A 20334-nucleotide genomic window follows, 5' to 3' on the forward strand; every position below is an offset into this window, starting at 1 on the left:
AGAAGTTAGAAGAAGTTAGAAGAAGTTAGAAGAAGTTAGAAGAAGTTAGAAGAAGTTAGAAGAAGTTAGAAGAAGTTAGAAGAAGTTAGAAGAAGTTAGAAGAAGTTAGAAGAAGTTAGAAGAAGTTAGAAGAAGTCTTAGCGAAGCGAAGATCCCGCGACAACGAGGTTAAAGAATTAAGAGAATGTAGAGACGCACGATCGTGCGTCTACCAACAAACCGGCAAACCGCGAAGCGGTTTAATATGAATAGCCCCGGGCTTAAGCCCGGGGTAAGCAAGCCACACCAAGAGCAAGCGGTGCACGCACATAAGGTTGTTTAAATCTACCTGCCCTCCATGCACCGCAATATTTGAAAGATATTTGGCTGCTTTCCCATTTTTTCAATTCTCAAATTTCCAAATCGTTTTACATCATCCGACTCAACGCCTTTCAATCGTCTTTCATGCATTAAACCAGAATATTCGTATCTTGGTCATACTCAAAACCTAAAACAAAGCACCATGAAAAGATTCTCCACCGTTTTAGTAATGGCAATGTTTACTATACTTATGGCCTCTGTGGTCACATCGTGCAACCAAAAAGCCGAAGAGAAAGAGGACAACACCACCTATCTTGAGGAGATAACCATTGCCCAGCTGCAGCAAGGGTACAAGGAGGGTAAGTTCACCGTTGAGCAGGTGGTTAGCGATTACCTAAGTAGAATTGAGACGATCGACGAGAGTGGCCCAACCTTAAATGCTATTATCGCCATAAATCCCGATGCCATTAAGATTGCCAAAGAGCTCGACAGGGAGATGAAAGAGGGAAAGCCCCAAGGTCCGTTGTTTGGAGTTCCGGTAATTTTAAAGGACAATATAGATACAAAGGATTCCATGCCCACAACGGCTGGTGCAGTAGTTCTAAAAAACTCATTCGTTGGCAGGGATAGCTGGATTGCCGCCAAGCTGAGAGCAGCAGGGGCAATTATTATAGCGAAATCAAATCTTAGCGAATGGGCTAATTTTAGATCAAGCTTCTCCTCGAGCGGATGGAGTGGATATGGAGGACAAACAAGAAACCCCTATGAGCTCGATCGGAACCCTTGCGGTTCAAGCGCCGGGTCGGGAGTAGCCGTTTCGGCCAATTTGTGTGAGTTTGCCATTGGGACCGAAACCAACGGCTCCATTGTATGTCCATCAAACAATAACGGCATTGTGGGGCTCAAACCCACGGTAGGCCTTATTAGCAGAACGGGCATAATCCCCATCTCCTTTACACAGGATACCCCCGGCCCCATGGCACGATCGGTGGAGGATATAGCCACTTGCTTGGGTGCAATGGTGGGGCGTGACTCCTCCGATTCTAAAACCCTTCAGCCCGATGCCAAGTTCTATACCGATTACACCCAATTTCTGAAGAAAGATGGCCTTAAAGGCAAGAGAATTGGGCTACTGACCAACGTGTCAGGATTTCACTTCAAGGTGGACGAATTGATGCAAAAGGCAGTGAAGGATATGAAGAGTGCCGGGGCTGAAATAGTGGAGGTAAATATGCCCATCGATGGTAGCGTAGAGGCAGCATCGTTTCAGGTTTTGCTGTATGAATTCAAGGATGGACTGAACAGCTACTTTAAATCGCTTGGCAGCAATGCGCCTGTAAAAAGCCTTGAGCAGCTCATCGAATTTAACAAGACCGATTCCGTTGAGCTAAGATTCTTCGACCAGCATCTATTGTTATTGGCACAATCGAAGGGCGATTTGAATAGCCCGGAGTATAAGAAATCCCTTGCTCTCATGCTCAAAGCAATGCGGCAAGATGGCATCGACAAGGTGATGAAGGCCAACAATCTCGATGCACTCATGGCTCCAACAGGAAGCCCGGCGTGGAAAACCGATGAGGTAAACGGTGATAACATTCTTGGAAGCAGCTCTTCCTATGCTGCCATTGCAGGTTACCCAACCATTTCGGAACCCATGGGCTTTATTGATGGCCTTCCGGTAGGGGTATCATTCATTGGGAAGGCTTGGTGTGAGCCCACATTGATAGAGATTGCCTATGCCTACGAGCAAGCAACAAAGCATAGAATGAAGCCTGAGTTTAAAGAGTAAAAGGAGGTCAGATTTTCAAGTCTAGCTATGAGGTGAAATTTGTGCATCTATGCATTTATCACCCTGCCGTTGGTTACAATCGTCCTTAATGAGGCGGAATAATACCGTGCATAACAGCGTACTGTATTGCCTCGGCAGAGTTGCTAACCTCCAACTTTTCAATAATCCGCTGTCGGTGCGTATTTACGGTGTTTACGCTTATATAGAGCTTGTCGGCAATTTCCTTGCTTATCAGGCCTTTGGCTATAAGCCCAAGAACTTCCTTCTCCCGTTTGCTCAGGTTTAGAGGCAGATTCTCCTCCATACTTGGGATAGGAAAAAGGAAGAGTTCTCCCGTTTTTAGGTTTACCAGCCTGCTACGTACCGGGGCGTCCAAATCCTGATCCGGGGAAATATCCATGAGTCCAAGCGCCAGCCAAACGTTGCCTCGTTTGTCCAGTTCAAGCGCCATTTGCTGTTCAATCACCCGAATATATTTCCCTCCTGAACTCAGAATACGGTAGTCGGATAGCAGTTTGTAGTTTTTCTTTTCCTCAGTTGGTAGGTCAATGGCAAACTGCATGTAGAAGTTGCCGGCCTCCATCATGCTCAAAAAGTCGTCAGGGTGGATACGCCGGTTCATGTAGTCGTTACCCTCAGCGTGGGCTTCCTCTATTTTCCACCCAAATACCGATTCGTAGCGTTTCGACAGGTATAGGTGCTTCCGCTGGTATAGATCGAAAATGGAGATAGCGCTGGTTTCAATAATATCCACCAGCTGGAGCATCTCAATATGCTTTTTTAACAGCGAGTAATCCAGATCGACGGGTGAAAACTCCTGTTGATTCATTATCCGGTCATATTCCTTATGCAAATTCTGAAGCCTATTATCCATGAAATTACTGATTTATCAGTATTGATGTTATCGGCGTGATAAATGACCTTTGTTCTGTATTAATTATTTATCAAAAATAGTAAAATGGAACGACTTAGAGATACTATTGATTCGCTTACTCTCATGGTTAAAGGGTTGCTAGATGGTGTAAGCAGCTGCCTACGTTTTCTTTTTGCAGCAGTGTTGCTTTTCAATTCCAGTATTTTAGCAGGATGGGCGCAGCAACCCATTCAAACAATAAAGGGAACTGTGATGGATCGAGAAACGCAGGTTTCGCTTCCGGGAGCCACGGTGGTGGTGCTGCATACCGATCCTGTTTTGGGCACAGTTACCGATGCGAATGGGAATTTTCGCATTCCCAACGTGCCCGTTGGGCGTTACGATATTCAGGTAAGTTTTGTTGGTTACGAAACCTTTACCGCACGTGAAGTTATGGTGGGTTCTGGGAAAGAGGTTGTGCTAAATTTGGGGCTTAAGGAAGCTGCTGTGGCAATGGATGCGGTGGTGGTTAAGGCTGGGAGCAATAAGGAACGACCACTAAATTCTATGGCCACGCTTAGCGCTCGTCAGCTTAGCGTTGAGGAGTCGCAGCGCTATGCAGGTGGGCTTGACGATCCGGCTCGGCTTGCCACTGCTTTTGCAGGGGTGGCGGGTAATTTCAGCGGAAATGGTATTGCCATCCGAGGCAACTCTCCGCAGGGACTGCTTTGGCAGCTGGAGGGGGTAGAAATCTCCAATCCCAGCCACTTTGCCAATATTACCACCTTTGGCGCCGGAGGCATTACAGCCCTTAGCAGCATGATGCTTTCCAACTCCGACTTTTTTACCGGTGCATTTCCGGCAGAGTATGGCGATGCCCTTTCGGGCGTTTTCGACCTAAGGTTGCGAACAGGTAACTCCGATAGGCGTGAGTCTACCGTTCAGGTTGGAACCATTGGGTTGGACTTCTCCTCGGAGGGCCCTTTTCGTAAGGGTGGTAGTTCAACCTACCTTTTCAACTACCGCTACTCCACATTCAGCCTCATATCTTCCTTTCTTCCAGAAGATGCTGGTGGAATCAGGTATCAGGACCTCTCCTATAAGCTGAACTTTCCCTTAAAAAATAGTGGCGGAACCATCTCGTTCTGGGGACTTCTTGCCGGAGATAAATCACCGCAAAAGGCTGAAACCGACTCGCTGAAGTGGGAATTCAATCAGGATAGAGAGAAGGGGGTAAATAACCTGTTTAACGGAGCAATGGGGCTAACCTTTCGTCGTTCCGTAGGGCAATCGCTATTCAATACCACGGTGGCGGTATCGGGTAATGGAATCACCTCCACGCTCGATAGCCTTAACCACGATCTGCTTCTTGCACGCAAGCAGGACGTGGAAGGGCGGGAACTACGCTATTCGTTCAATAGCTTTGTTACCCATAAGTTTAGCCCTACTTTGGTAACCAAAACGGGCATCTCCGCTAACTTGTTGAGCTACCGGATTAAGCTTATTCACTCTCCCGGAGCCACCCTTCCTCTCGATACCGTTGTCAATGACCGCGGAAATCGTTGGCTACTGCAGGCATATTCGCAGTGGAAGTGGGAACCGGTATTCTGGCTAACGGTAAATGCGGGTGTTCATACACAGCATTTCACGCTCAATGGGGAAACAACGCTTGAGCCACGGATTGGTATTCGTGCTGCATTGGGCAAGCGGAGCAGCATTGGCATTGCATACGGGAACCATAGCCGTTTGGAGATGCTTCAGCTATACCTGTTGGAGCATGAATATGCTTCGGGTATTACTCAACCCAACACCAAGCTTAAGATGGCTCGGGCAAACCACCTAGTGTTGAGCTACGATTTGGCCATCTCCTCAACTATGCGCTTGAAGGTAGAGCCTTACTATCAGCAGCTCTACAATATTCCGGTAATACCCGATAGCTCTTGGAGCGTGCTTAATCTTGAGAAGGATTGGTTCTTCAGCGACTCCCTTTCAAACTCGGGTAAGGGGCGAAATTATGGTGTCGATGTTACGCTGGAACGCTTTCTCAGGAATGGTTACTACTTTCTGTTCACCGCCTCCCTATTTGAGTCGCGCAATAGCAGTGGTGATGGTGTATGGCGAAGCACCCGCTACGATAAGCGTTACGTGACGAACTTGCTCGGAGGAAAGGAGTGGATGGTTGGCCGCAGCAAGGCAAACGTGCTTGGCGTCAACGCCCGCATTAGTGCCTTTGGTGGCGACCATATTTCTCCGCTTGATTACGGTGCCTCTGTTGCATCGGGTGAAGTGATCTACGATGAGAACCATGCCTTTGCTAACCGTAAGCCCGATATTGTGAGCTGCGATCTTACTGTAAGCTACCGAATCAATAGGAAAAGCCACGCCTCCACATGGTCTGTTAAAATACTAAACCTCTTGGGTGCGAAGGAATACTATGGTTACCGAATGAATCTCCAGACTGGACGTCCAGAGATGGAGTCGGAGGCGGTAATGGTTCCCAATATCAGCTACAAGTTGGAGTTTTAATGTAATGGAGTGTCTCCCCTATTTGAGAAAGTGATATTTAAATTTCTTCAACCATTTTTTGGAGCCTTTCGATATCGGAATCGAACTCATCTGCGATCTCCACCGGAAATAGTCCAAAGCCCTTAAGCCGGCTTGAGTTGGTATCGCAGAGTATCTCCCACATGGCAGCTTTTTTGGAGGAAATCACCCTTTGGATATCAACCTCTGTGGGTGCTAGTGTATATTTCTTAGCTAATTCACCAATGTAGGCCTTAATTTCTTTTGCAATCAACATGCAATTGCTAATGCGTTGCTCATCAACATTGTTGACAATTCGATACATAGTCAACTTACTTGGATTGCTCAGCACCTGCTCAATTTCGTTAACGTATTTCTCAACCAAAAGAAGCGATGACGAAATGGAACGCCTGTGATTTGCGGATAGAGGTATTTTACTCATTGCTAGGTTCGCAGGGTGGCAATAAGGCGCATTGGGTTGAGCAGTAGCCCAAGAGCATGGTTAATGTTTGTGCAAACAACATCGGCATGAATCAGGCATTTCATTGATGCTCCCTCCAGCTGAATAAGGCCAATGCTTAATGAGGCAGTTTTTAGCATTAGGGCATCATTCAGCCCATTGCCAATGGCGATGGTGCGATCTTTCCCAAGCTTGGTGACGTACTTCTTTTTCTGCTTGTCTTGCTGCCCACTGCTTAAAATTTTAATCTTGCAGCTAATTTCCTTTAGCTCATTCCTTGCAGTGCCATACGTGTCGGCGGTAACTACATGAATAGCAATTTTACTCTCCAGCAGCTTTAGCAGGTTGATTGTCTCAGGATCGATTTTGCCATCATTGGCAAGTGTTCCATTAACGTCTAAAACTAGATGCTCTGCTTCTAATTTTTGCTTTGATGGAATATTAACGGTAATCATAATTACAATATGTTGGTTAGTAATAATTCAGATCGAGTTACATTCCACCGTTGAAGGGAGTTTCAGTGGATATTTTCCAGTCAGTGTTGCTGCAATTAGGTAATGGCATTGATCCTGAATGTGTTATACTTTACTGTGGACTAATAACTGATTTGACCAGCTGTGACAAAGTTTAAATTCAGCATAATCAACATTTACACGCTGGAGAATGTTTACCACGGTGACAGCTTCACTGGTGATTAGGAGGATAAAAAAAGAGGGTGCTTCAAAATTTGAAGCACCCTCTTCTTATATTATAGTCTGATCGCTAGCGAATAATGCTGAACATTCTGCTCCAGCGAATATTTGATGGAAACGATTTATCCTTGTTGAGCGATAGCCAGATGAATGATGCTTTACCAACAATATGATCCTCAGGAACAAATCCCCAGAAGCGGGAGTCGGCGGAGTTGTGCCGGTTGTCGCCCATCATAAAGTAGTAATCCATCTTAAAGGTGTAGTGGTCAGCCTTTTCGCCGTTAATGTAGATAGAGGAATCCTTTACCTCCAGCGTATTGTGCTCGTACACCTTAATAATCCGGTTGTATATGGGTAAATTCTTCAGCGTAAGTTCAACAGTTGCTCCTTTTTTGGGTATCCACAGCGGGCCAAAGAAGTCCTCGGTCCAGGGGTAATCGCTGCTAAATGGAAATATCATTTTGGTCATCTGCCCAATGGCTGTATCCTCATACTTGTCCACCGAAACCACGTTGGGAAGCTGCTTCATCTGCTCCACATTCTCGGCGGAGAGGTGCAGCTGGTCGTAGGAGGAGTTGCTTGGGTTGAACGTTCTCTCGTCGTCGGGAATGCCCATCTGGTCGAGATAAATATCGTTGATTCGAGTTCCGTTGGTTCTCACAAAGTAGTGGTACTGCAAGCCGGGAATATCAACTTGTGGTTTCCCGTTGATAAATACTGAATCGTGGATTACCTGAATGGTGTCTCCGGGTATGGCCACGCAGCGCTTCACGTAGTTTTCACACTTATCAACTGGACGGTAAATAATTCTATTTTTAAAGTTCTGCCAAATGTAGTCGCGCCCATACTGCCGGCAAGCGGTGTAATAGTCTCCATTTGGGTCATCGAGCATTACGGTGTCTCCCTCTGGAAAGTTGAACACCACTACGTCGTTCCGCTTAACATGGCCAAAACCAAGAAGTCTTTTATATGGCCACTGAATCCAATCCACAAACGAGGGGGTTGAACTGGTAAGTGGGAGTGTGTGATGAACAAAAGGAAAGGAGATTGGGGTGTTGGGCAGCTTGGGGCCGTAAGCAACCTTGCTCACAAACAGGTAGTCTCCAACCAGCAACGACTTCTCCATGGAGGAGGTGGGAATGGTGTAGGCCTCAATGAAAAACATTCGAATAAGTGTGGCCGCAATGGCTGCAAAAATAAGTGCATCAACCCACTCAGCCGCAGAGCTGCGCTTGCCCTTTTCCACGTTTCTCTTCTTCCAGAAGGTCCAGTTTACCTTTTGAGTTATGTAGTAGTCAAAAATGATGCCCAGCCCGATTAGGAGGTAGTAGTTCCCAATCCAAACCACCCATAGCACAAAAATGAGCGATGTGAGGCTAAACTTGAAATACTTGGTTTTAAGAAAGGCTAAAATGCTTTTCATGCGTATGTCAGTTAGTTATAATTTCAGACTAAATTCTAATCTTTGAACAGATTCCCATCCTCAAGACAAGACTTGTAGATCAGGTCCATTACACCTATTTTGTTGAAGCCGTGTTGCATTTAACCGTAACTATAGCTTAAGCAAATCGGTCATACCAAACACACCTTTTTTATCTATTACAAATTCTGCCGCTAATATGGCACCAAGGGCAAGCCCCTTGCGGCTTTTTGCGGCATGGGTAAAGGTAATCTCGTCCACATCCGATGCATAAACAACGCTATGGGTGCCTGGAACGCTGCCTTCGCGGTGTGATGTAATGGAAATTTTGTTTTCAGCTTTTTGGGGGGCGAGAACCCATCCATCCATGCCGGGAAGCTCCTTTGATATAAGTTCGGTAAGGGTAATGGCCGTTCCAGATGGGGCATCAAGTTTTTGCGTGTGGTGAATCTCCTCCACGGCAACGGAATACCCTTGCGCTTTCCCCATAAGGGAAGCAAGGAGCTGATTCACCCGAAAAAATATGTTTACACCCAAGCTGTAGTTGGAGGAGTAAAAGAGCGTTCCTCCAAGCTGCTTACAAAGTGCTGCGGCATCGGGAAAATGTTCGACCCAGCCAGTTGAACCCGATACTATGGGTTTGCCAGCATTGAGGCAGGAAACAACATTCTGATAGGCGGATTTAGGGGAGGTAAACTCAATGGCCACGTCCACAGCGGCAAGCTTTTCGGCGGTGAGATCGGCCAAATTATCTTGGTCGATAATTAGAGCCACTTCATGGTGTCGTTCTTTGGCAATGGTCTCAATTTCCCGACCCATCTTGCCGTACCCAATGAGGGCTATTTTCATCCTTGCAGTTTTTCTGAAAATTCGGATAAAGATAAAAAAAAGGGCCTTTACCAAAGCCCTTTTTGCGTTTTTTAGCTAACCGGAACTAGCTTGTATGCTGTATTACAAAGACCGGAGTCGTTTGTAAGGTGCCTATTTTACCTGCTTAACAATGGCATCGAATGCCTCGGGGTGGTTCATTGCGAGGTCGGCCAATACCTTACGGTTAATGGCGATACCTTTTTTAGCAACCATTCCCATGAATTCGGAATAAGTCATTCCGTGCGCTCTTACAGCCGCGTTGATTCTCTGAATCCAGATACCGCGGTAGATTCCCTTTTTCTTTTTACGGTCACGGTATGCGTAGCCTAAACCTTTCTCAAGGGTATTTTTTGCTACCGTGTACACATTACCTCTAGCGCCAAAGTTCCCTTTGGTTTGTTTGAGGATTTTTTTCCTTCTAGCTCTCGACGCAACCGCGTTTACTGACCTTGGCATTTTTTTTCGATTTTTGAATGATTAGCGGCCTTAAATGGCACTTAGTTGCTAGTTCACTCGGTTAAAACTAAAGTAAAAATTTCTCTAATCAGAAAAGTAACAGAATACTACTTTGCAAGAAGAGCTTTAACTCTTTTTGTATCCACCTTGCTTACCGTGTCAGTATGCGTAAGGAATCTCTTCCTTTTTGTAGACTTCTTGGTAAGGATGTGGCTCTTGAAGGCATGTTTTCTTTTCACCTTTCCGGTTCCGGTCAAAGAAAATCTCTTCTTTGCGCCGGAATTTGACTTCATCTTTGGCATTTAAGTCTGATATTTATTTGTTAAACCACCATTACTTTTTCTTTACTACCACCGGCTTTGGAGCAATGAACATAATCATTCGCTTGCCCTCCAACCTTGGAAGTTGCTCAACCTTTCCAGCCTCCTCCAAATCCTGAGCAAAGCGGAGAAGTAAAATTTCTCCCTGCTCTTTAAAGAGGATAGAACGACCCTTGAAGAATACGAAAGCCTTCACCTTGGCTCCCTCTTGAAGGAATTTCTCAGCGTGCTTCAGCTTAAAGTTGTAATCATGCTCATCGGTATTTGGTCCAAACCGAATCTCCTTGACAACAATCTTCGAGGCTTTTGCTTTTAGCTCCTTCTGCTTCTTTTTTTGCTGATACAGAAACTTCTGATAATCAACAATTCGGCAAACAGGCGGATCGGCGTTTGGTGAAATTTCAACCAAGTCAAGCTCAAGATCCAGAGCCATTTGTACTGCCTCTTTAACAGGGAAAACACCTGGATTCTCAATGTTCTCTCCTACAACCCTAACCATTGGAGCACGAATGCCCTCGTTGATGGCATGCTGTTGGTCCTTTTGCTGCCCGGGTCTTGGCATATTACCTCTTCCGGGTCTGAATAGTTGTGCTATGTTTAGTCCTCCGTCGTTGGTTAAACTTATATTTCTTCAACTTCCTTCGCCACCTCTTGGGTCAGGAACTTTGCAAAATCTTCCATTGTCATGCTGCCCTTATCACCCTCACCTTGACGTCGAACGGCAACTGTAGAGTCAGCCTCCTCCTTTTCACCTACGATAAGCATAAAGGGAATCTTTTTTAACTCATTGTCCCTTATCTTCTTACCAATCTTCTCGTTCCGGTCGTCAATCAGGGTGCGAATATCGTAATTATTTAGGAATAATGAAACTTTTTTTGCGTAATCATTATACTTTTCGCTGATTGCCAAGATAGCAACCTGATCGGGAGTTAGCCATAGTGGAAATTTGCCAGCGGTATGCTCCAGAAGGACAGCCACAAATCGCTCCATTGAACCAAACGGTGCGCGGTGAATCATGATGGGGCGCTCGCGTCTATCGTCGCTGGTGATGTACTCCAGTTCGAAGCGTTCAGGCAAATTGTAATCTACCTGGATGGTTCCCAGCTGCCACTTACGTCCAATGGCATCCTTTACCATAAAGTCGAGCTTTGGTCCGTAAAAGGCAGCCTCACCCAATTCGGTTGTGGTGGTTAAGCCTTTTTCCGCAGAGGCCTCAATGATGGCTCGCTCTGCTTTTTCCCAGTTCTCATCGCTACCAATATACTTCTCGGTATTGTTGGGGTCACGCAACGAAATCTGTGCGGTGAAATTTTCAAAATCGAGCGTTTTAAAAATGTAAAGCACAATATCGATAACCTTCTTAAACTCGTCCTTCAGCTGGTCGGGGCGGCAGAAGATGTGAGCGTCGTCCTGGGTAAAGCCCCGCACACGGGTAAGACCATGCAGCTCGCCGCTCTGCTCGTAACGGTAAACCGTTCCAAATTCGGCAAAGCGAATGGGGAGATCCTTGTATGACCGTGGTTTGAATTTATATATTTCGCAGTGGTGCGGACAGTTCATTGGTTTTAAAAGAAACTCCTCTCCCTCCTCCGGTGTGTGAATTGGCTGAAAAGAATCCTTTCCATACTTGGCGTAGTGACCTGATGTTACATAGAGGTCCTTGTTGCCAATGTGTGGGGTGATTACCTGCTCGTAGCCATACTTCCGCTGAACCTTTTTAAGAAAGTTCTCGAGACGTTCGCGCAGCTGGGCACCCTTGGGCAGCCACAATGGCAATCCCTGTCCAACACGCTGCGAAAAGGTGAAGAGCTCCAGCTCTCTACCGAGCTTGCGATGGTCTCTCTTTTTGGCCTCTTCCAGCATTAGGAGATACTCGTCGAGCAGCTTCTTTTGTGGAAAAGTGATACCATAGATGCGGGTTAACATCTTGTTGTTTTCATTTCCTCTCCAGTAAGCACCGGCAATGCTTAGAAGCTTTACGGCCTTAATATAGCTGGTATCGGGAAGGTGCGGACCACGGCAAAGGTCGGTAAACTGGCCCTGGGTATAGAAGGTGATAGTTCCATCCTGCAGGTCGTTGATTAGTTCCACCTTGTAGGGATCGCCCTTTTGGGTGTAGGTTTTCAATGCCTCAGCTTTGGTAACATCGCGGCGAACAAACTCCTGCTTTTCGCGGGCTAGCTCCACCATCTTTTCTTCCACCTGAACGAGGTCGGCTTCAGTAATGCTCCTGTCGCCAAGGTCAATATCGTAATAAAATCCGTTCTCAATGGCCGGGCCAATGCCTAGCTTTACGCCTGGAAATGTGATTTCTAGCGCTTCGGCCATCAAGTGAGCAGAGGAGTGCCAAAAGGCATGCTTGCCCTGTTCATCGTCCCATTTATGTAGCTTTATTGTTGAGTCCTGGGTGATTGGACGAGTGAGGTCCAAAACTTGACCATTTACCGTAATCGACAATACTTCCTTTGCCAACCTATCGCTTAGGCTTTTGGCAATTTCCATCCCGGTAACTCCTGCCGGGAATTCCCTAACATTGTTGTCTGGAAAAGTAATCTTTATCATAGTGTAGCAATTGTTTGCTTCAAAAACTACAAAGATAGCAGTTTGACCTTAACTATGGTGTTTGAAGCGTTGGGTTTCGTTTATTTTTTTTGGTTACAAAAAAAAAGGCCCGGGTAGCCGGGCCTATCAATGAGTATGCACCTGACTATTCTATTTTGCTAAGAATGGTATAGCTGGCGAGTTTTCCGTTCTTGTCGTAACTCTCCGACTTAATCAAACCATACTCCTTGGAGTAGTATTCAACTCCTTTGGTAGTCATTGTAAACATCATCTTCACATCCACATTGTAGCTGATTTTGAAGCACTCGAAGGTTCCTGCCGGAGTGGTTATCGATTCCGTCCCCTCCACCTTTCTATTGTAGATTTTCATCTCCATGTTCATGGCGATGGGTGAATTTTCCATTGTCATCTTGATGGTCATGTTGCCATCGGGCAGCTTTTGACCCGGAGTGAGCACTGTGGGCAAATCCAGCGGTGTTCCTTCTATGGTTACATTGGCACCCGAGAAGGATTCCCTCGACTTTGCATCCATGTAGTTGCGCATGTCAATCATGATTACCCCTCCCTTGCAGGTTACACTGTAGTTTGCAGTGCCGGCGGCTTTTCCTTTATCGTCGAAAAAATCACTCTTTAGGTCAACCTTCTTGCCTGCTGCGGTTACGGAGATGTCGGTAACCATCTGTTTTACGCTGCCTGTAAGCTTGTTCTTGGCGTTAAATGTCTGCTGCTCGAGTATCAACCCCTTCTTGTATGGGAAGTAGGTGTCGCAGTTCTGTGCCTTCATTATGAATGGAGCGGCCAATAAAGCTATTCCAATTAAAAGTGTCTTTGTTTTCATAGTCTCTGAATTTACTTTTTAGGTGTTTTATCGTTATTATGAATTGTAGTCAGTAACTTCATAAAAAGGGAAGTTTCGCATTTTTCTTAAATCAAATGTACGGCATTACGTAGTTGCATCGCTATTCAAAGTGATTAGATATCAGATTAATCTAGAATATGAGTCACTCTATTTAGAATTTGCAACTTTCCAATTTCTTTAGTAATGTTGTGCCGGGGTGCGTTAAACCTGTGCCTCTAATTTCATTCCAATAGGCATTATCAAAATCCACGCTATGAAGAAAATTCAATTGGGATTAGGCCTTGGGCTTGTCCTTTCGCTTTTATCATTGCAGGGAGTTGCTCAAAAGCAGAGCTTAAACCTGGAAAATGTTGTTCAAAAACGACTTTTCACCCCACAGCTAGTCTACGGTATTAACTCCATGAACGATGGTGAATTCTACACCAGCGTGGAGGGCCACGGCGAATTTATTGTAAAGCACTCCTTTAAAACGGGTGATGCGGTTGATACGCTTTTCTCCGTCAATGCGCCGTACGTTGCAGCTGCAAACCAAAAAGCGGCTGCCGATGCTCAAATCAAATCCATTGAGGGCTACGACCTCAGCTCCGACGAGAGCAAAATTGTGATCACCACAAACTCGGAGCCCATATTCCGGCGCTCTTTTAAGGCTTACTACTACATCTTCGACACAAAAACAAAAACGCTTACACCAGTCTCCACCGGTGAAAAGCAGGAGCTGGCCACGCTATCGCCCGATGGTACAAGGGTAGCTTTTGTTAGTAACAATAACCTTTTTCTTGTGGACCTGGCCACTGGTAAGGAGCAGCAGCTGACCACCGACGGGGAATACAATAAGATAATTAATGGTGCCACCGATTGGGTTTACGAGGAGGAGTTTGGCTTTGCAAAGGGATTTACCTGGTCGCCCGATAGCCGCCGCATTGCCTACTACCGGTTTGATGAGTCGCAGGTGCCATTGTTCAACATGACCATGTATGAGCATAAGCTTTACCCCATCAACTACACCTTTAAGTATCCAAAGGCAGGTGAAAAAAATTCCATAGTGACCATCCAGGTCTACACCCTCGAAAATGGCAAAACCGTTAAGATGGATGTGGGTCCGGAAACCGATCAGTATATCGCCCGCATAAAGTGGACACCTGATGCCGCCAAGCTTTCCATGATTCGCATGAATAGGCTTCAAAACCAGCTCGACATTATGCTGGCCGATCCGGATAATGGTGCTTCAACCATTGCCTATCAGGAGAAGAATAGCCGCTACATTGAGGAGGTCGACGACAGCTACCTCACCTTTACACCCGACTCCAAGGAATTTATCATCACCAGCGAGAAGAGCGGTTGGAGGCATATTTACCACTACGACATCACCGGTAAGCAGCTACATCAGGTTACATCCGGCAATTGGGACGTAACTGCAATTCTGGGCTTCGACCCCAAGGCCAAGCTGGTTTACTACCAAGCTGCCGAGGAGTCGCCACTGCGCAGAAACGTGTATGCAATTAAGTTGGATGGCACCAAGAAGCATAAGCTCTCCGAGCAAGAGGGAACTAACTCTGCCATTTTCTCCACCGGATGTAAATACTACATCAACACCTATTCGTCCATCACAACGCCACCGCTGGTTACGCTGCACTCGGCCAACGGTAAGCTGATTCGTGTGCTTAAGGATAACGCCAAACTCAAGGAGCTGCTCACAAAATATGTGCTGCCAACCAAAACTTTCTACACCTTTAAAACAGCAGAGGGTGTTGTGCTAAATGGCTACATGGTTAAACCTGCCAACTTTGATTCTACCCGCCACTACCCAGTGATGATGACGCAGTATAGCGGTCCCGACTCTCAGGAGGTGCTCGATCGTTGGGGCATTGGCTGGGATGAGGTGCTGGCCTCCGAAGGCTACATTGTTGCCTGCGTTGACCCCCGCGGAACAGGTGCTCGTGGTGAGGAGTTCCGCAAGATGACCTATGGCCAGCTGGGTAAGTACGAAACCATCGATCAGGTGGAGGCTGCCAAATACCTGCAGAGCCTCTCCTACGTCGACTCTGCACGCATTGGTATTTGGGGCTGGAGCTACGGCGGATTTATGACCCTTACCTCGCTGATGAAGGGCAACGACGTGTTTAAGATGGGTATTGCCGTTGCACCGGTGACCAACTGGCGCTACTACGATACTATCTACACCGAGCGCTTTATGGGACTACCACAGGACAATGCCTCTGGCTACGACGACAACTCGCCAATAAACCATGTGGATGAACTCAAGGCTAAGCTGCTCTTGGTGCATGGCTCCGGCGACGATAACGTGCACATGCAAAATACCTTTGAGCTGGTATCGAAGTTGATACAGGCCAATAAGCAGTACGACATGATGATCTATCCCGACAAAAACCATAGCATTTATGGCGGGAACACCCGCTACCACCTCTACACCAAGCTGAACAACTACGTGCTTCAGAATTTGTAGTAGAGCAACGCTCAAATATTGGCGAGGTTTGGCATTGCCGAACCTCGCTTTTTTTTATTCTGAGTGTTGGCAATTCGGGAAATTTTATACTTTTGCACTCTCGCAAGCCCAAATGGCGGAATTGGTAGACGCGCTAGTTTCAGGGACTAGTATCAGCAATGATGTGCAGGTTCGAGTCCTGTTTTGGGCACACTCAGATTTCATAACGCCTTGTAGACTAAATAGTTTGCAAGGCGTTTTTGCATTATGGAGTTTGTTTCATTGAATCCAATTTCGCTACCAATTTTACCACATTTAATATAAGAGTAGCAACTTATACAAATTAATAAAGCGAAAGGAACACACCTTTGCTAGGTGCGTTCGCTTGCTGGCTTCTCTGCTCTTGAAAAATTTGGCCGATTTTCCGTGAGAAGCGTCTTAGCATCGCAAGTATTTTATTCTACAGTAATCAGGAATAAAGGTAGGAAAAGTTGAAATAATAATCATCAAGACTATAATCCACGATTCAACATTATTGCACACCATTGAGGGAAAATAAGGAATCGCTAAGGCATGGTAAAAAAGTATGTGGTGAAGGCTAAAATTTTACTATTTTAGTTTTGCTTTCACAGGGAATTAAATTCATCACTTAACTTGTTGTCCAATAACTGGGGCTAACTATAGTGTGCTGGCATCTGTCCGGAAGTTTTTGTAATCAAAGGCATTGCTGCGGTAATTGATGTCGTGAACTTTTCTGATCACGAAGCGTAAATAAAGGACGTCGCAGATAGTTGCCCGGTAGAAGTAATAAAAAATAGTGAGCAACCATAATTGCATTTAAAAAGTTCAGAGGTAATAAATGGAAGTCAAAATCAAAAGAGTATATGAAATTCCTGTTAAAGAAGACGGGACGCGCATTCTAGTGGACAGGCTTTGGCCTAGGGGCTTGACAAAAGAAAAGGCAGGCATTGATTTATGGTTAAAGGATATTGCGCCCAGTACAGAACTTCGGAAATGGTTTGGGCACGATCACGATAAATGGGAGGAGTTCAAGAAGCGTTATCGCAACGAACTCAAGGAAAATGGAGAACAGTTATCACTTTTGAATGAGCAGGTAAAAAAGGCAACCGTAACCTTGGTTTATGCTGCAAAAGATGTAGAGCATAACGAAGCACTTGTTCTCAAAGAATGGTTTAGCCCCTTATCGGAAGGGGAAAAACAAAATGAAAGACAGTAATACGAAATGCGGATTGACAGAGAAGCAAAGCACGATCCGCTAATCGAATTCTAAGACCTAGCCCAATATTTTAAAGAGAAAAATCTCTAAAATTTACATTTGCCGAACAGCAGCTAGCAATAGTGACTAAACCAAAGGTAGGCACCTTCGTTCGGGAAAATGTACCGTCCGTTTGTTACAAGCCACTGCCCTGCGGAGATCGCCCTTGTCAATCGGCTCTAATTGCTCCAACCGTCCAATCATCCCGATCGTAATTGTCAACGGTTTCCCTATTATTGTCCAAGTTGGCTTTACCCTTCCCTGTATTCAGATATTTAAGTTAATCCTAAGTATTTGCTAGCTATTCCTTTTTGATGCCCTATACTATTTTCTTACAGAGGAATTCTTCAACCTCTACTAATCGTAGATTATTTTTGACTTTATCGGATGCATCTCCTTGTGAACAGATGGGTTTCTGGGTTATTTGAAAAAAAATCTGGCAAAAATCAAATAGCCCACAAGCTAATCAGGCTATGGGCAAGGCTAGTTTGCTGCGCAAGGCTTGAATAACCCACCATTAAATTACGAACGCAAACCAATTTAAGGAAACCGCCATGCGCGAGGGCATGCATGAGTGTTACGAGAGGGCGGGAGAACAATCCCCCCTCCTACTCGATTTTGTGTGGGGTAACGTTTCGGCAAAAGCACAAGAGCCAATATTCATCATTCCGAAAAAGCCATTAGTCAAAAAATAATCACAATTTATCTATAATATTTGCATATGCGAATAGTTGTATCTTATCTTTGTGAGCGAATATTCACTAACTTGTTTTATGAACGCTTAATTATTGGGATATGAAAATTACAAAATATCAGGAACAACCGAGAAAGGACAACCTACACATGATTGATGTAAGGGACTTGTATAGCAAAGAATCGGCACAGGCAACGCTTATGGCCTTAAAACCCGGTGAGAGTTTGAAGCCTCACAAGACACCTGTTGATGTTTTCTTTTTTATTGTTGATGGGTTGCCTACCATCCATATTGGTGATGAAAGTGAAGTATGCGAAGCTACTACGCTAATCGAAAGCCCTAAGAATATTGTACATTACATTAGCAATAATTCAAAAGAACTGGCTCTAATTCTTGTAGTAAAAGCTCCAAACCCTGCAAGTTTAAACAGGGCACATTAGATTGTATCGGAAAAAATAGATTAAAAATATCAACATATAATATTAATCAAAATGGAGATTACTTCCCGACAACTTGAGATTATTGAAGCAGCCAGTAAGATATTAACCACTTCAGGGATAAGCGGTTTGACAATCAAGAACCTGGCCAAAGAGATGCAGTTTTCTGAAAGTGCAATCTACCGCCACTTCACTAGCAAGGAGGAGATTATTATTGCAATGCTTAACTATTTGTCGGACAATATAGAGAAACGATTGACGAATATGGCTTGGACGTCGGACCCAGAGGAAAACTTCAAGACTTTATTTAGAGAGCAAATCAAGTTCTTTAAGCAGAACCCTCATTTTGTTGTTGCTGTTTTCTCCGATGGTTTAATGGAAGAAAGCCAGCGCATCAACGAAATTCTGATGAAACTAATGAATGTAAAAATGAAGCACTTGATGCCGATAATTATGGATGGGCAACAAAAAGGAGCCTTTACAAATGCCATTACAACAGAGGAACTTATGCATATTATAATGGGTGCTTTCAAGCTTCAAATGTTTAAATGGATGGTTGCGAATTTTGAATTTGATATTACTCGGAACGGAGATAATATGATACATTCACTACTTACAATTATTAAAAACAGATAGCGATGAATAAAACTCTACGGTATATAATTGCAATAGTGCTAAGTGCCTTTGGCTTGCTTACACTATTCCTAAGTAGCTCTGTGATATTTGATTTATTCGGTATCAGAGCAAATGAAGGCAACTATGTTTTGTTGGTGGTATGGACAAACTTCCTGTGCAGTATCCTATACATTATTGCAGCTTTCGGATTCATAAGAGCTCAAAAATGGACAACCCTAATATTGGGAATTTCAGCAACTGCTCTCATCATGGCGTTTATTGGGTTATTCATACACATATACTCAGGGGGACTATACGAGACAAAAACCATAGGTGCTATGATCTTCAGAATAGTCCTAACCCTAACTTTTATGATCCTATCATATTATAGCGTTAATAAAAGGAAGTTCTAAAAAATTTTAAATGTTATGTTAGTTAATATTCACAAACATATATTTTTGGTATCAACTCTTGTTGTACTCACGTTTCCTACGGCCAGCAATGCTCAGGTTTGGACCTTGCAGCAGTGTATCGATTCTGCTTTGGTAAATAATAAAAATTTGGAGATTGGTCGAAATGGGATATTAATAGGTGTACAAAAGCACAAGGAAGCCACTGCCAATCTAATTCCCAAGGTTAATGCCATTGCCGATTATAAATACTACACCGACCAACCTTACCAATTAATGCCTGCATCGGTTTTCGGCGGCACTCCCGGCACGTTTAAGGAAGCACAATTTGGTGTCCCCCATAATATAAATACCACCTTACAGCTATCAATGCCCTTGTATAGCTCGCAGGTTTATGGGGCAATAAAAGCTACAAAAATTGCTTCAGAATTGAGTGAGCTGCAATACGAAAGAACGCAGGAACAGGTCTATTTTGATGTATCGATCCTATACTATAATGCTCAGATTTTATTTAATCAGTTGGATTTTACCGACAGCAACCTTGTCAACACCTCTAAACTATTACAGAATGTTCAATTGCTCAAAGATCAACTTCTCGCAAAAGGTACTGATGTAAGCAAGGTTCAACTACAGCTGGCGCAGCTATACACACAAAGAGAGCTTACTCGAAGTAAATATGAGCAAGTGCTGAATGCCTTGAAATTCAACATGGGCATTCCCTTTAATCGGGTAATTCAAATTGATGAAAACATCCATTTTCAAAGTGGAGAGGAATATATTAGTTCATCAACTGTAGATATCCGTATCGCCGAAACTCAGAAACGATTAGTAACCTCTGAGCTGAAAACCTTAAAATACTCACGACTACCTACCATATCGATATATGGAACCTATGGACAAACGGGCTATGGCTATGATAAGAAACCCAACGATTTCCTTAAATTTTACCCGATTGGCTTTGCCGGTATGCAAATATCCTACCCTTTGTTTAATGGAACTGTTACCAAGCGAAAAATCAATCAAAAGAGAATAGAATTACAAAATTGCGAACTACAGCTGAACCTAGCCAATGAGCAAAACAATATGCAAATTGATAATGCAAGTCAGCAGAAGATGGTTGCCCAAAAATCTGTAGAAACAACTCAGGCTCAGATTTCTCTGGCACAAACCATTTACGCACAAACACTCTTGCAGCAAAAGGAGGGCACATCATCATTAACCGATGTGCTTTTAGCCGACAATGCTTTGCGTGAGGCACAACAAACTTACTTGTCCGCCATCATTGATTATTTGAAAGCGGACTTAGAGTTAAAAAAATTGACAGGAAACATCAGTATCACTAGCAAATAAGAATG

18 protein-coding genes and 1 tRNA gene are annotated in these 20334 nt (G+C 44.5%); 9 read left to right on the plus strand and 10 right to left on the minus strand.

The window, feature by feature from the left end:
* Positions 1-502: 502 nt before the first annotated feature.
* The gene (locus VMW01_17075) at positions 503-2089 is read left to right on the plus strand and encodes an amidase (protein ID HUW07955.1); all 1587 of its coding nucleotides are present in this window, start codon (positions 503-505) and stop codon (positions 2087-2089) included.
* An 85-nt stretch (positions 2090-2174) separates the two neighbouring features.
* On the opposite strand, the gene VMW01_17080 is transcribed toward VMW01_17075, so the two are convergent.
* Positions 2175-2963 (minus strand): LuxR C-terminal-related transcriptional regulator, encoded by a 789-nt coding sequence (locus tag VMW01_17080; protein ID HUW07956.1) that lies wholly within the window; start codon positions 2961-2963, stop codon positions 2175-2177.
* An 84-nt stretch (positions 2964-3047) separates the two neighbouring features.
* On the opposite strand from VMW01_17080, the gene VMW01_17085 reads away from it, so the two are divergent.
* Positions 3048-5468, plus strand: coding sequence for a carboxypeptidase-like regulatory domain-containing protein (locus tag VMW01_17085; protein HUW07957.1), 2421 nt, complete (start codon positions 3048-3050; stop codon positions 5466-5468).
* Between the two features lie 37 nt (positions 5469-5505).
* Here the strand turns inward: VMW01_17085 and VMW01_17090 are convergent, their stop codons facing one another.
* The 9 genes from VMW01_17090 to VMW01_17130 form a co-directional block, all read right to left on the minus strand.
* On the minus strand, positions 5506-5907 hold the full coding sequence (locus VMW01_17090; protein ID HUW07958.1) for a hypothetical protein: 402 nt from the start codon (positions 5905-5907) through the stop codon (positions 5506-5508).
* A gap of 2 nt (positions 5908-5909) precedes the next feature.
* Complete coding sequence (locus VMW01_17095) at positions 5910-6380, minus strand: hypothetical protein (protein HUW07959.1); 471 nt, start codon at positions 6378-6380, stop codon at positions 5910-5912.
* Positions 6381-6687: 307 nt separating this feature from the next.
* Positions 6688-8040 (minus strand): signal peptidase I, encoded by a 1353-nt coding sequence (gene lepB / locus VMW01_17100; protein ID HUW07960.1) that lies wholly within the window; start codon positions 8038-8040, stop codon positions 6688-6690.
* 129 nt (positions 8041-8169) lie between these two features.
* Entirely contained in the window at positions 8170-8886 is a 717-nt protein-coding gene (gene dapB, locus VMW01_17105) for a 4-hydroxy-tetrahydrodipicolinate reductase (GenBank protein HUW07961.1), read from the minus strand.
* Between the two features lie 132 nt (positions 8887-9018).
* Complete coding sequence (rplT, locus tag VMW01_17110; protein ID HUW07962.1) at positions 9019-9363, minus strand: 50S ribosomal protein L20; 345 nt, start codon at positions 9361-9363, stop codon at positions 9019-9021.
* 107 nt (positions 9364-9470) lie between these two features.
* Positions 9471-9665 (minus strand): 50S ribosomal protein L35, encoded by a 195-nt coding sequence (gene rpmI / locus VMW01_17115; GenBank protein HUW07963.1) that lies wholly within the window; start codon positions 9663-9665, stop codon positions 9471-9473.
* 31 nt (positions 9666-9696) lie between these two features.
* Positions 9697-10245, minus strand: coding sequence for a translation initiation factor IF-3 (infC, locus tag VMW01_17120; GenBank protein HUW07964.1), 549 nt, complete (start codon positions 10243-10245; stop codon positions 9697-9699).
* Between the two features lie 59 nt (positions 10246-10304).
* A complete protein-coding gene (thrS, locus tag VMW01_17125; GenBank protein ID HUW07965.1) occupies positions 10305-12245 on the minus strand; it encodes a threonine--tRNA ligase in 1941 nt (646 codons plus the stop codon).
* A gap of 145 nt (positions 12246-12390) precedes the next feature.
* Positions 12391-13083, minus strand: a complete 693-nt coding sequence (locus VMW01_17130; GenBank protein HUW07966.1) for a hypothetical protein — start codon at positions 13081-13083, stop codon at positions 12391-12393.
* A 274-nt stretch (positions 13084-13357) separates the two neighbouring features.
* Here VMW01_17130 and VMW01_17135 point away from each other — a divergent pair, with 274 nt between their 5' ends.
* The 7 genes from VMW01_17135 (at position 13358) to VMW01_17165 (ending at position 20329) form a co-directional block, all read left to right on the plus strand.
* Positions 13358-15568 (plus strand): S9 family peptidase, encoded by a 2211-nt coding sequence (locus VMW01_17135; GenBank protein HUW07967.1) that lies wholly within the window; start codon positions 13358-13360, stop codon positions 15566-15568.
* 106 nt (positions 15569-15674) lie between these two features.
* Positions 15675-15758 (plus strand) — tRNA-Leu (locus VMW01_17140).
* 648 nt (positions 15759-16406) lie between these two features.
* Entirely contained in the window at positions 16407-16784 is a 378-nt protein-coding gene (locus VMW01_17145) for a DUF488 domain-containing protein (protein HUW07968.1), read from the plus strand.
* Between the two features lie 834 nt (positions 16785-17618).
* Positions 17619-17957, plus strand: coding sequence for a cupin domain-containing protein (locus VMW01_17150; protein ID HUW07969.1), 339 nt, complete (start codon positions 17619-17621; stop codon positions 17955-17957).
* Positions 17958-18008: 51 nt separating this feature from the next.
* Entirely contained in the window at positions 18009-18590 is a 582-nt protein-coding gene (locus tag VMW01_17155) for a TetR/AcrR family transcriptional regulator (GenBank protein ID HUW07970.1), read from the plus strand.
* Positions 18591-18592: 2 nt separating this feature from the next.
* Positions 18593-18982, plus strand: coding sequence for a hypothetical protein (locus tag VMW01_17160; GenBank protein HUW07971.1), 390 nt, complete (start codon positions 18593-18595; stop codon positions 18980-18982).
* A 45-nt stretch (positions 18983-19027) separates the two neighbouring features.
* Positions 19028-20329 carry a TolC family protein gene (locus VMW01_17165; protein ID HUW07972.1) on the plus strand — a complete coding sequence of 434 codons (1302 nt, stop codon included), beginning with the start codon at positions 19028-19030 and terminating at the stop codon, positions 20327-20329.
* The last annotated feature ends 5 nt before the right edge of the window (positions 20330-20334 follow it).

The sequence above is a fragment of the Williamwhitmania sp. genome, assembly GCA_035529935.1.
In the GTDB taxonomy this organism is placed as follows: Bacteria; Bacteroidota; Bacteroidia; order Bacteroidales; family Williamwhitmaniaceae; genus Williamwhitmania.